At 37.2% G+C, this 12,199-nt stretch carries 15 protein-coding genes; 10 read left to right on the top strand and 5 right to left on the bottom strand.

All coding sequences use genetic code 11. The annotated features are described in order from the left end of the window. Nucleotides 1-20 precede the first annotated feature (20 nt). A complete protein-coding gene (locus J7Q84_RS07475; RefSeq protein WP_247739141.1) occupies nt 21-509 on the bottom strand; it encodes a YdcF family protein in 489 nt (162 codons plus the stop codon). Nucleotides 510-716: 207 nt separating this feature from the next. Between J7Q84_RS07475 and J7Q84_RS07470 the strand changes: the two genes are divergently transcribed. Beyond that, a complete protein-coding gene (locus tag J7Q84_RS07470) occupies nt 717-875 on the top strand; it encodes a hypothetical protein (RefSeq protein WP_209093876.1) in 159 nt (52 codons plus the stop codon). A 262-nt stretch (nt 876-1,137) separates the two neighbouring features. Beyond that, nucleotides 1,138-1,707, top strand: coding sequence for a TVP38/TMEM64 family protein (locus J7Q84_RS07465; RefSeq protein WP_247739127.1), 570 nt, complete (start codon nt 1,138-1,140; stop codon nt 1,705-1,707). Nucleotides 1,708-1,895: 188 nt separating this feature from the next. Here J7Q84_RS07465 and J7Q84_RS07460 read toward each other — a convergent pair whose 3' ends face one another. Together J7Q84_RS07460 and J7Q84_RS07455 are read right to left on the bottom strand one after the other, a co-directional pair. Continuing rightward, nucleotides 1,896-2,429 (bottom strand): N-acetyltransferase family protein, encoded by a 534-nt coding sequence (locus J7Q84_RS07460; protein WP_481747537.1) that lies wholly within the window; start codon nt 2,427-2,429, stop codon nt 1,896-1,898. A gap of 114 nt (nt 2,430-2,543) precedes the next feature. After that, complete coding sequence (locus tag J7Q84_RS07455; protein ID WP_247739125.1) at nt 2,544-3,134, bottom strand: kinase; 591 nt, start codon at nt 3,132-3,134, stop codon at nt 2,544-2,546. Nucleotides 3,135-3,396: 262 nt separating this feature from the next. On the opposite strand from J7Q84_RS07455, the gene J7Q84_RS07450 reads away from it, so the two are divergent. Beyond that, a complete protein-coding gene (locus J7Q84_RS07450) occupies nt 3,397-3,789 on the top strand; it encodes a hypothetical protein (RefSeq protein ID WP_209093873.1) in 393 nt (130 codons plus the stop codon). Between the two features lie 77 nt (nt 3,790-3,866). Here J7Q84_RS07450 and J7Q84_RS07445 read toward each other — a convergent pair whose 3' ends face one another. Then, entirely contained in the window at nt 3,867-4,073 is a 207-nt protein-coding gene (locus tag J7Q84_RS07445; RefSeq protein WP_209093872.1) for a helix-turn-helix transcriptional regulator, read from the bottom strand. Next, nucleotides 4,073-4,468, bottom strand: coding sequence for a hypothetical protein (locus J7Q84_RS07440; protein ID WP_209093871.1), 396 nt, complete (start codon nt 4,466-4,468; stop codon nt 4,073-4,075). The genes J7Q84_RS07445 and J7Q84_RS07440 overlap by 1 nt, the downstream gene beginning before the upstream one ends. Nucleotides 4,469-4,688: 220 nt before the next feature. Here J7Q84_RS07440 and J7Q84_RS07435 point away from each other — a divergent pair, with 220 nt between their 5' ends. From J7Q84_RS07435 to J7Q84_RS07405, 7 genes are all read left to right on the top strand, one after another. Further along, the gene (locus tag J7Q84_RS07435) at nt 4,689-4,991 is read left to right on the top strand and encodes a TM2 domain-containing protein (RefSeq protein WP_209093870.1); all 303 of its coding nucleotides are present in this window, start codon (nt 4,689-4,691) and stop codon (nt 4,989-4,991) included. 57 nt (nt 4,992-5,048) lie between these two features. Further along, nucleotides 5,049-6,455, top strand: a complete 1,407-nt coding sequence (locus tag J7Q84_RS07430) for a M48 family metallopeptidase (RefSeq protein ID WP_209093869.1) — start codon at nt 5,049-5,051, stop codon at nt 6,453-6,455. A 207-nt stretch (nt 6,456-6,662) separates the two neighbouring features. Next, nucleotides 6,663-8,402, top strand: coding sequence for an ABC transporter ATP-binding protein (locus J7Q84_RS07425; protein WP_209093868.1), 1,740 nt, complete (start codon nt 6,663-6,665; stop codon nt 8,400-8,402). Nucleotides 8,403-8,404: 2 nt separating this feature from the next. Further along, entirely contained in the window at nt 8,405-10,177 is a 1,773-nt protein-coding gene (locus tag J7Q84_RS07420) for an ABC transporter ATP-binding protein (RefSeq protein WP_209093867.1), read from the top strand. A 120-nt stretch (nt 10,178-10,297) separates the two neighbouring features. Next, nucleotides 10,298-10,849: a 2'-5' RNA ligase family protein gene (locus tag J7Q84_RS07415; protein WP_209093866.1), complete on the top strand. Its 552-nt coding sequence runs from the start codon at nt 10,298-10,300 to the stop codon at nt 10,847-10,849. Between the two features lie 163 nt (nt 10,850-11,012). Then, entirely contained in the window at nt 11,013-11,342 is a 330-nt protein-coding gene (locus J7Q84_RS07410; RefSeq protein ID WP_209093865.1) for a PadR family transcriptional regulator, read from the top strand. A 17-nt stretch (nt 11,343-11,359) separates the two neighbouring features. Next, nucleotides 11,360-12,154, top strand: coding sequence for a pentapeptide repeat-containing protein (locus tag J7Q84_RS07405; RefSeq protein ID WP_209093864.1), 795 nt, complete (start codon nt 11,360-11,362; stop codon nt 12,152-12,154). Nucleotides 12,155-12,199: the final 45 nt, after the last annotated feature.

Below are 12,199 nucleotides of genomic sequence, written 5' to 3'. Positions count from 1 at the left end.
AATTAATCGGACAGGCAGAATCACTTATCAAATAACCATGTTTTGATAATTGCTATATATTCACGAGGATACGATTTTAGCTTCGCAATTGCGGGAGTCGGGGCCGCAAGTGTTTCTGCTTCTAAGCCCAGCCGGTTTGCGATAGTCTTTACCCGGTATAGATGAAAACCGTTGCTCACAATTACAGCATCCTTCAGCTTAAATTTTTTTATGGAAAATTTGATGTTTTCATAGGTGTTGGTCGATTGATTTTCTAATAAAATTTGCTTGCTGTCTATTCCTGCTTTTTCTAAGTAGCGAGCCATAGCATATGCCTCTGCAATATCTTCATCTGCACCTTGTCCTCCGGAAACAATTACCTTCATAGCAGGATGATCTTGCAGATACAGAAGGGCCGTATCTAACCGAGCCTGCAGTGCAAGACTTGGCTCAACTCCGTTCAGTTTAGCTCCGAGCACGATTAAATGTTCTGATTCTTTTGTTGGGAAGCTTCTTGCTGTGGAAATCATAAGATAAGAGGCGAACACTATGTAGAGAAAAAGCGGACCTAGAGCTGCGTAGAGGAATCTTTTTATATACATATGCTAATCTCCTTATTCTTTTTCTATTAGTATATCATGTACGTAAGTTTTATATCTTTATAGTGAACGGAAAGAGGTAGCATTGCAAACGTTAAAACAGCATATTTTGATAGATAAAGGAGTGGGGAGGAAGATATGCTAAAGTATTTTTTATTATATGCTGGAGCGATATTGGTTTTCATAGGAGCGTTTATTAGACACGCTGAAAAAGTGATTTGGTTTCCGTTTGTCTGTTATCTTATAGCAGCGGTATGCTTTATCCTGCAAGCACTTCTTCTGATGAGAAAAAAGTAAGGATAATACGATAGACAAATTCTTGAAGAGTAATAGAATCAAAAGGGAATCGTCACAAGGAATGTGTCAGACATTTTGATTGATCGATATGAACACCAGTTTGAAAATAAAGAAGTATCGAATAGATTATTTGAAGGTAATATAATTATGTTAAACTAAACATATTAAAAGTTTGTTATTCAGCCAGCGCGCAGAAGAGTTGTATAAATAAATATGAATGAGACGTTATTATTTCGGTAGCAGCTTAAAGGAGAGCAAGCAGTTGGAGACATATCTCTTAGATTGGTTTAAGATATTGAATGATTATGCAATTGCGTTCAGTGTTCTAGTGAATATTCTTATTAGTGTTCTTGGTATTGTACCAAGCTTTTTTATCACTGCTGTGAATATTAAATTTTTTGGATTTGAAAATGGATTGTTAATATCCATTATAGGAGAAGCATTTGGAGCGATTGTTAGTTTTTTTCTATATCGTAAAGGTATGAAGAAGCTTTTGAATAAAAAGAGAATAAAAAATAAATATGTAACAAAATTAACGAAATCAAAAGGAATCGAAGCATTTTTTATGATTATCGCTCTCAGGATATTGCCGTTTATCCCATCAGGCATTGTGACATTAGCGGGTGCGATAAGCAAAGTAGGTATAATCAATTATTCCGTTGCGAGTACAATAGGAAAAATACCTTCACTCGTAATAGAAGCATATTCTATACAGCAGGTCTTGATATGGAATTGGAAAGGGAAAGCCATCTTATGTTTGTTTTCTTTATTCATCATTTGGTTAATATTTAGTAAAAGGAGAAGTAAACACATTTCTAATCAGTTACAGTAGCTTCTTTTGAAAGAAAAATACCGTATTCAACATAAAAGGGCTTTAACTGAATAAATAAGAAAAAGGCTTAGAGGAAATTTCCCTCTAAGTCGTTCATATTGTGAATAAGATTGCTGAAACCGTGTGATGTAGTCCGTGTTGTCAGTTCATAAGTATTTTCTCCAGTGGGGGTAACATAACTTGCTCACTCAATTCACTAATTTATACATTAGAATATCATCGACATATTTGTTTTCAGCAAACTTAAATTCTTTTATTTTCCGACCTTCTTCCAGAAACCCCATACTTTTATATAAGGATATTGCTCTATGATTTGTTGAAAAAACTCCTAAACTTACTTTTTCTATTAAAGGATTCTGTTCAGCCCACTCTAATAATGCTTGCAAAAGCAATTTCCCTATTCCCATACTGCGATATCCTTTGCTAATCATCATCCCGAACGAACCAGTATGAGTCATTCTTTTTCTATCCTGAGTTTGAAATACAATCCATCCAACAATTTTACCGTCTATTTCAGCTACCATTAAAGTTTCTCTTTCATTTTTTAATAATTTGTGTAACCAATTTCTTTGTTGCACAGGTGTTTTATTAAACTCTTCGGAAACGGAAATGAAATACTTACCTTCAGAGATAACAGATTTCTGTATATCTAATATTGCTTTTGCATCTTCTAATACGCCAGTCCGAATGTGACAATGTTCAGTGATTTTAGACATTGATATCCTCTCCATGCTTTTGTATTTATACATTGAATGTAGGAAGGTACAAGCTGTCATGTGTTCAAATACAAGTAATAACAAATAAACGCTGTTGTCCTCTATAACGGAATATTTATGCTATGTCCTTAAAACAAGATCGGCACCTTGTAAGGGACTAAATGTGTTTATATAGTATTCTTCTGCCTTCCAATATCTCGTTTCAAATTTCATACGGCTACGTTGTGTAGTTTCTGTTTCACGAGCAAATCTTCTTTCTCTAGAACAATCCAAAAATAGTATTTTGTCAAAAAAGTTTCTCCACTCTTTACGCTGCAAAAAAACTCCTTCAACAACAATTAACCCGGCTTTAGGTAAAATAATTGTTTTATGCTCATGGGTATCGGTTTCCTTATTGTAAAACGACATATCAATATGACTGCTACGTTTAAGATTTTCAAAGAAATGTTCTTTTAACCATGCAACGTCCCACTGCAAGTAGAAATATTCATACCATTCTTCAAAGCCCGTATTATAACGTTGACTCCTATTAACAATATGGTCATCAATATGAAAAATAACATATTTAATATCTTCTTTTTTCAAGTAATCACTAAGCTTTTCTGTGAAAGTCGTTTTCCCAGAACGGCTTAATCCATCCACTCCTACAATGCACCTTTTGTGAGAGTCAACTAAAGGAATTAACTGCAGTACATTAAAATCATAGTTCAATATCTTCACTCCTATCAATTGTGAATAAGAGCAGTGCATTTTAGCTCTATACGTATTCTATTGAAGTACTATGTAATCCTTTCCTATTAAATTTGTTCTCCCTTTGATATTCGAAAATAAACCTATTACTGTAAGAAGAAAGGGTTCGCTTTAAGAGTATCGAACAAAAAATAAAGTGATTCATTTATAAAATAAGTACTGATGAGCATAGGAATTTACGCTCCCTTTAGAAAATAACAAAAGTAAGAAGGGGGAATTTTTATTGAAAATAAAAACACTAATTTTCTCGTTTGTTTTTTTATTTCTGTTAGCTAGTTGTGGTTTAGAAACAAAACAGCTTAATGATTTTTATAAAAAAGACCTTGATGATGTAACTATGATTGTGATATTAGACGGCAGGACAGGAAATAAAAAAACTATTATGGATAAAAAATTAATATCTGATTTTTTAAGTGAAATAAGAGACATCCAGTTTATCCCAGAAAAAAATCAAGAACAAAGAAAAGGATTTCAATATTCAGTTATTCTATTTCAAAATGATGTAGAGACTTTTAAATTTGAATTAACACAAGTAAACGGAATTTACTATTATACAAAACCAGATATTTATCCAATAGTTGATGATTTTTATAAAAGGATTGACGTTAGAGATTAATAATCAATAACTCAGACAGATGATAGTTGCGTAAAACAGTGAAAGGACTGTTGAAATTTAAACAGTCCTGTTTTCGGTTATTCCCAATCAGATTCTTCAAAAATGAATACATCTTCCACGCTCACTTGAAATTGCTGAGCAATTCTTACTGCCAGCTTTAATGAAGGGTTATATTGGCCTTTTTCTAAAAAACTAATGGTTTCTCTTCTCACACCTACTTTTTTGGCGAGATCGGCTTGGGTTACATTGTATTTGGCTCGGTATTCTTTAATTTTTGTTTTCATTATTCCAAACCTTTCTTATTTCTCGTGAAAAACCAAGATACATATAAAGATATCCCCATTCCGAATAACCCTAAAATGAGCACATCATCCTTATCTAAATATTTCTGCAAGGCGAACAAGATAATCCAAATGTATAAGGAATAAAAATAGGCTCTACCTGCCGAATAAATTTTAACCTTTTTTGAGCGCTCATCCTCTAAAGGTAAGCCAAGCCTTAATTCAGGGAGGATATTTCTAATAAGCATAAACAGTAATCCTGCAAAGCTTACGATTCCGATGATAAGGAAGGATGCAGGAGCGTTGTCACTGGCTTGAAATAACAGAATTACTTGAGAAAGCATACCAACGATAACACCAATCGCGAGAACGCCTAACAATATAAATTTCACCTTCATAATGACTCCTCCTTGTTAGAAATATATAACTTATTGTTAAAAAATATATAACAAATGAACTTGTCAGGCCAATGATTTTTCAAGGGTATTCATACTATAGTGATTTATCAGAAAAAATGTAATATTTTTAATTTCAAAAATATTACATTTTTATATCTTTTATAATATGAAAATGTTAGAATGTAAGTAATAAAATCATAGTATACATATGGAGGTCATGATGAAAGCAATTGAAGCAAAGCAATCCTTAACAAGTGAACAATTGGCGATTGTGAATGGTGAAATGGCTAAAAAGCAAAAAAGTAAGCTTATAGCGTATCTCATTTGGTTTTTCTTTGGCGGTATTGGAGGACACCGATATTATACAAAGAATTATGGCATGGCAATTGCGATGACATTAACTCTTGGTGGACTTGGTATCTGGGCCTTTATCGATGTGTTTTTCGTTGGAAAACGTGTCGAAGCACTTAATGAGGAAATTGAATTTGATATTATTAGGCAAGTAAAATCTTTTGCATCTTAATAGTAAAATAAGAAAACAGCTTGCGAGATTCGCAGGCTGTTTTTATGGAGGAGAATAATGAAAGAGTTGGTTCATAAAAAAGAACGGTTATATTTTGCGATTATGCTTGTATTCAGTATTTTGACCTATATAGGTCTTGCGGTTACGGGAATTGGATTTATAGTTTTGTTGGTTGTATTTATCCCGGTAGCTCTTTATTGGGTGTATATAGGGTATATTCGCGCCAACGGAGTGAAGCTGACATCCGTTCAATTCGAGGAAGTATACCATATTCATCAGAATTTGTGTGAACAGTTAAATATAAAAAATATTCCTGATGTCTACATTATTCAATCAGGAGGGATTTTAAATGCTTTTGCAACCCGCTTCTTCCGAAAGAATATGGTCGTTTTGTATGCGGAAGTGTTTGAGCTGATTGAAAAGCGCGCAACGAATGAACTTACCTTCATCTTAGCTCATGAATTGGCGCATCATAAGCGTAATCATATTATAAAACAATTGATAATTTTGCCTGGAAGCTGGATTCCGTTTTTGGCAGAAGCATATTCTCGTGCATGTGAATATACATGTGACCGCATTGCATTGTCTCTTACGAATGATCAGCAAGCAGCTCAAAATGCGTTAACGATGCTGGCAGTAGGAAAGGATTTGTATCATAGAGTTAATGTAGAAAATTATTTAGAAGAAAGCAGCAAGGAAACGCATGTATTTACATGGCTTGCGGAGAAAGTGTCGACTCATCCTACATTGCCAAAGCGCATTCACCATTTATTAACGTGGAATGGCGTTGAAACAAATGTGAAATTTGGTATACCGAAAGGATTGATTGTAAGTCTAATCGTCATTCCAATTGTACTTGCTGGAATCGGGTTCGGGGGTATGAAGGCGTGGGAGTTTGCCCGTACAACAAGTGTATTTAGTGATTTCGCCCTAGCTGCAGAAGGAACAACACCGCTCATGCTGGCTGTTGCTGATGGCGATGTAGAAGAAGTGAATACGCGATTGAAAGGGTTGCCGAATGTGGACGAGGCAGATGAGGAAGGGTGGACAGCCCTGCATTATGCCACTCTATATTATGAAGGTGACTTTATGAACCGTGATATTGTGCTGGCTTTACTGGAAGCAGGAGCCAATCCGCTGCTGATGAATCAAGATGGCGATGTTCCTGCTCATATCATTGTATCGGCAGGTGATCCTGCCATGGTACAGGCTCTTCTTAAGCACGATATTGCTGTTAACACAAAAGACGGATATGGAGATACGTTACTGCACAGTGCAATTTACAGCGAAAACGAAGACATTGTCCACATGCTCCTAGTTGCCGGGGCAGATCCGAATCTAGAGGACAACGATGGCAATAATGCAGTGCAGCTTGCCAAAAACTTAGGATTCCCAAAAATTGTACATTTGCTTCAAGAAGTGGAGAAACATAAGCAGGATAAAAATGTGGATAAGAGCGTGTAAGACAATCCATTTTAAATGATAACAAAAGCTTGGGGCATTGCTGCCTTAAGCTTTTTTTATACCATGCTGGAACAACTTACTCCACAAGCACTGAAACGGATAGATCATTTTAGTTAATTCGGGATTACTAAATATTTTGATAAAAAACAGTGAAAAAATTCAAAATTTATTATACAATAATAAAATTGTTAAAGGAGGGAGACTGCTTTGAAGTTATTAAAAGAGACGGTGCAGCACTTCAAACCGTATTGGAAAGGTTTGGTTTTGGCGGTTATTTGTTCCTGTATTGCAGGAGTTTTTACGATGCTTCCGCCAATTTTGACCGGAAAAATAGTAGATATCGTAGTAGACCAAACGCAACTGCAAACAATTTTGTACTATATTATTGGAATTATGGGATGTTTTTTATTTAAGGTAGTTTTTGAAGCACTGCAGGAATTTGTACAGGTGAAAATTGGACTGGATGTAATTACTGATATGCAATTGCGGGCATTTAAGAGATTGCATCGTACACCGATGTCATTTTTTACAACTTCTCCGAGAGGGGATATGCTGTATCGCTTAACGCATGATGTGGAGTCGGTACAAAATTTAAATAATACTGTTATTCCAAGATTTCTTCAGCAGGTCATTGCTGCCGTTATCGCATTTGCCGCTGTTATTACGTTATATTGGCCAGCGGCTGTCATGATGGGGATTGTTTTTATGATTTATTTATATCCTTCCTTTAAGCTTGGAAAAACAGTGCGGAAAATGGGTGCCGTGCAGCGTGATATGAGGGCGGATATGTATCATCATATGCAAGAAAGCATTGAATCTGTTCGGCTCGTACGTACATATCAGACGCAAGAGGATGAAATGAACAAACAGGAAGCAAAGCTTTCAGCATGGAAGAGCTTTTCTATTCGTGCTGCGCTAATCGGGAAAGTTAACTGGCGTTTAGGAAATTTATTCAATACTGGTACGCCAGGTGTGTTGATGCTAATCGGAGGAGTTGCTATTTGGAGAGGTGAGATTTCTGTTGGTACATTGATTGCTTGCCTCGGATTTATTCCGACGATGTTTCAGCCGGTCCGTTCTCTTGCAGAAAATGCAATGGTCATTCAGCAAGCCATTCCTGCATTAGAGAGAATCTATGAATATTTTGACCTGCCGCTTGAGCAGGAGGAGCATCTGCCAAACATCGGAAGGGTACAGGGCAATATAGTCATTGATAATATTTTGTTTCGTTACCCTGGAGCAGAAGAGAATGTACTAAAAGGAATTACGCTAAGTATTCAGGCAGGTCAGCACATTGGTATTGTCGGAACAAGCGGAGGCGGAAAAAGTACATTGATTCAATTGCTACTTGGCATATACGAACCGCAAAGGGGGAGCATTACAGTTGATGGGAACAGCCTAAAGGATATAAATATTAACTCGTTCCGTCAGCAGGTTGGTGTTGTATCACAGGAAACATTCTTACTGAATAGTTCGCTTCGCAATAATCTATTATACGGAAAGCGAAACGCCAGCGAGGCTGAAATGCAAATAGCTGTTGAAGCGGCAGGGCTTATGGAATGGGTACAGGGCTTGCCGGAAGGGTATGAGACGATTGTCGGAGAAAGAGGGTTAAAGCTTTCAGGCGGGCAGCGGCAGCGTGTCGCACTTGCAAGAGCCATTCTTCGTCATCCGCCAATTTTGATATTTGATGAAGCTACATCTTCTCTTGATGGAGAGACGGAAGAACGTGTGCAAGCGTCCTTGGAAGCATTAATCCCGGGAAAAACGACCATTACGATTGCTCACCGTCTAGCGACTGTGAAGCATGCTGATAAAATCATTTTATTGGATAAAGGGGTTATTGCAGAAGAAGGAACGCATGAAGAGCTGTTGGCATTAAAAGGGCAATATTATCAATTATATATGGCACAGTACAGTGAGCTGGTAAAGGAGAGTGCTATATAAATATGACACAGTCTAACAAAAATCGGGACGGCAAACGAGTCCTGTTATTTCTAAAACCGCATCGTAAATGGGTATTTGCAGATTCCTTTGTGATTGCACTAAGCCAAGTTTGCGGCTCCTTAATTCCTACATTAGCTATGGGGTGGTTAGTGGATAGTATTATTCCTGAGCATGCGAATAAACTGCTGTGGGGATTGATGTGGTTAATCATTTTTGCGGCAATCTTAGATTTAACGTTTATGATAATCGACGAGTATTTTTGCCATCATGTCGCCAAATCAGTGACGAATTGGCAGAAGCTCCGATTGTTTCGCCATCTGCAAATCTTGCCGTATTCCTTTTACCATACCAACCAATCTGGAGAAATGCTTGCGCGTGTATCGGATGATCCTGATACATTACATAACTTTTTGGCATGGGAAGGATCGACCTTCATGGCATCTGTGCAAGGGGTCATTATATACAGCTTTGTTCTGTTATGGATTCATCCCTATTTAATGATTGCTAGTGCGGCATTAGGAATACTGTTCTACTGGACTTCTAATGCAGTCGGTTCGAATATGCGAGCAGCTTCCGCAAAAGCAAGACAGGAAGCCTCCCGCTATTTGGAGAGATTGCGGGAATCGGTAACGGGTATTCATTTATCCCGCGTGATGGGAGTGACAGATTACGAGATTGAAAGTGTTGTTACGATTCGAAAGTCGTTTGTACAGCATTCCATTGATGAATTAAAGGCAAGAATGAAATCAGTCGTGGTGATTGGGAGCTACAATGGCTTTGCGCTTGCGGTTGTTTACAGCATCAGTGCTTTATTAATTTGGGACAGCAGCATCACGACAGGTCAAATGCTGACAGCGGGCGGACTGGTGACGATTGCTGCAAATGAAATACAAAGAATGCTAAGAAACTGGCTGTCAGTTCGAAAAACGGGGCCTGCCTTGGATCGTTCGGAACTGTTATTAGCTGAGAAGCCTGCCGATGCTGAGTTAAGCAATGGGAGGGTATTGAAGGAAGTGGAAGGAAATATTGAATTTTCTAACGTTCAATTCGCTTATCCAACAAAGCCTGAGGATGTGTTCAAGGATCTTTCTTTTTCAGTGAAGGCCGGAGAAGCAGTGGCGATTGTAGGGCCGAGCGGCGCTGGAAAATCGACGATTGTTGATTTGCTGTTGCGATTTTATGAAGTGAATGGCGGTTCCATCAAGCTCGATGAACATGATATTCAATCCTTAAATGCTGGGTGGATACGAAACCAAATTGCTGTTGTGTCACAAGATGTGCAATTACGAAACGGGACACTTGCGGATAACTTAAGGATTGGGAAACAAGATGCTTCTGATGAAGAATTACTTCGTGCGATAAAAGACAGCGGATTAGGAGAATTTGTGCAGTCCTTGCCGGACGGCTTATACACTTCGGTCGGAGAACGCGGAACTTTATTATCAGGCGGTCAAAAACAACGGCTGTCTCTTGCAAGAGCCATTTTAAAGAATGCACCAATCCTAGTCTTAGATGAAGCGAGCTCCGCATTAGATCCAATTACGGAAACGGAAATTAATGCAGCCATTCAAAAACGGATGACACAGCAAACGATGTTAATCATCTCTCATCGGCTGTCAACAGTACTTTCGGCTCATAAAGTCGTTGTAATTGAAAACGGAAAAGTTGTGGAAACTGGAACGCATGATACGTTGATTCAGCAAGAGAACAGTGTATACTCTCGTTTATTCAAACGAGAAGCGGATACGGGTGAAAAGGTATTGAACGGTAAGTAATAGTATTTTATAGATGCGTCAAAAGACCGCAGTGAAACGGCTTTTGACGCATTTTTTATGATAATCTTCATGGTATAATTTAGAAAATATAGTGAATTCATGAGTAAAGGTGGCAAAATCATGTATGCAGTTGTAGCTTTTTTTGATGATTCAACTGAGCAATATTTAAATGATGTATGGAGGGAATTACGTGAGCAATCCATTTCGCATTACTCAGTCGAAACTCAGGATAAAAGACCGCATATCACATTGGCAAGCTATGGTTCCCTTGATAAAGAGCGTTTTATTCAGGATATGGATGCATTTTATGATAGGAAGCCTGCAGTGGATATTATGTTCAATGTATTAGGTATGTTTTTAAATACAGGCACCTTATTTCTCTCACCCACCTTATCACAAGCATTATTAGGCTTTCATAACAGTCATCACAAGCATTTTAGTACATATAACAATGATCCGAACTCTTTGTATGTTCCTGGAAAATGGGTTCCTCATTGCACGATTGCAAGCAGATTAGATGCAGATAAATTAAAGGAAGCATTCCAGCATTGCTCTCAGAAGATCGATACACTGCATGCTCGGATTAAAAAAGTAGCTTTGTTGGAATTTATGTATGAAGATAATAAATTAATCGGAGCTCCACCTGTTTTTATAAAAGAATTAGAGTCATAAATTTAAGAACGATTGTAATGCCGGTCGGAGTCCTGTGCTCCGACTGGTTTTTTTGTTTGGAGGTATGGATTTTTAATACATTAACAATAGAAGTAAAACGTTTATCACATTACCTTGACAGTCGTAGTAATGTGATGTATGTTGTATATATGGGAGTGATACAATGACAAATAATAAAGTTTCCTCCGATTTACTCAGAGGGCATACGGATACGATGATTTTAAAATTGCTGATGAGCGGTGATAAATATGGGTATGAAATATCGAAACTAATATACGCAAACTCCAATAATGAGTATGAGCTTAAGGAATCTACTATGTTTTCGAGCTTTAAGAGGCTAGAAAATGACGGTAATGTAGTTTCATATTGGGGCAATGAGACCCAGGGCGGAAGACGGAAGTACTATAGGATTACGGAAAAAGGGAAAGAGACTTACGCTGAAAACAAAAGAAAGTGGGATAACGCTAAGCGTATCCTAGATCAATTATTATAAGAGGGGCGGTATGAACAATGAATGAGAAAGTAACTAACTATTTAGATGGATTATTTGCACCTTATGATGATATGCATGAGGTTAAGGAATTGAAAGAAGAGTTGTACGGGAACTTACAGGAAAAGTTCAACGATTTTAAAAATCAGGGACATGATGATGAAACAGCTTATCGTATGACCATCAATTCTATTGGAGATATAAAAGAAATTATTGAAAGTGTCTCTGTTAAAACAGAGGAATATATAGAGAAGGATGCAGATGTTAAAGGACCCATAAGAGAGATTATTGCAAGCATCTTCGATAAGACAAAAGATCTGAAGCATAGGATAAAACACGATTTTTCAAAAATCAATCTTAGAAATTCAGATTTTAAAGGGGTAACCGTGCATCACGGGAAGTTTAACTACAGTGACTTGAAGGGATCAGACTTCAGCGGTTCTGATTTAACGAACAGCACTTTTATAGCCAGTGATTTAAGTGATGTAACATTTGATGACGCTAATCTTACCGGAGTTAAATTAAAAATGTCGAATCTAAAAAATACAAGTTTTCATAATTGTGTATTAGATTATACGGATTTTAGCTATTCCGGTTTAGCTGGTATCAGCTTTGAAAATCAAACGTTTACGGGAACCATCTTTCATGGCGTCGACGTAACAGGAACCTCTTTTAAAAATGCCGTGTTTAGAAATGTTTCTATTAAGCATACCGATTTTTCAAAAGCTATTCTTGATGGCGCTACAATGGATAAGTTAGCTTATGCTGTTTTAAAAGGGTCGAAAGCAAACTTGACGAATATAACCGTAATTTAGGGAGTATGATACAGTTATGGTCTAGAGATTGCCACGTTTGGTTAT

Origin of the sequence: Bacillus sp. 165 (assembly GCF_017742235.1) — a bacterium.
In the GTDB taxonomy this organism is placed as follows: domain Bacteria; phylum Bacillota; class Bacilli; order Bacillales; family Bacillaceae_G; genus JAGHKQ01.
This window is presented reverse-complemented; position numbering and strand designations above follow the sequence as displayed.

Coding starts and splice junctions, on each gene's coding strand:
- J7Q84_RS07475 (WP_247739141.1), bottom strand. CDS start 509: ATGATTTCCACAGCAAGAAGCTTCCCAACAAAAGAATCAGAACATTTA.
- J7Q84_RS07470 (WP_209093876.1), top strand. CDS start 717: ATGCTAAAGTATTTTTTATTATATGCTGGAGCGATATTGGTTTTCATA.
- J7Q84_RS07445 (WP_209093872.1), bottom strand. CDS start 4,073: ATGAAAACAAAAATTAAAGAATACCGAGCCAAATACAATGTAACCCAA.
- J7Q84_RS07440 (WP_209093871.1), bottom strand. CDS start 4,468: ATGAAGGTGAAATTTATATTGTTAGGCGTTCTCGCGATTGGTGTTATC.
- J7Q84_RS07435 (WP_209093870.1), top strand. CDS start 4,689: ATGAAAGCAATTGAAGCAAAGCAATCCTTAACAAGTGAACAATTGGCG.
- J7Q84_RS07430 (WP_209093869.1), top strand. CDS start 5,049: ATGAAAGAGTTGGTTCATAAAAAAGAACGGTTATATTTTGCGATTATG.
- J7Q84_RS07420 (WP_209093867.1), top strand. CDS start 8,405: ATGACACAGTCTAACAAAAATCGGGACGGCAAACGAGTCCTGTTATTT.
- J7Q84_RS07415 (WP_209093866.1), top strand. CDS start 10,298: ATGTATGCAGTTGTAGCTTTTTTTGATGATTCAACTGAGCAATATTTA.
- J7Q84_RS07410 (WP_209093865.1), top strand. CDS start 11,013: ATGACAAATAATAAAGTTTCCTCCGATTTACTCAGAGGGCATACGGAT.
- J7Q84_RS07405 (WP_209093864.1), top strand. CDS start 11,360: ATGAATGAGAAAGTAACTAACTATTTAGATGGATTATTTGCACCTTAT.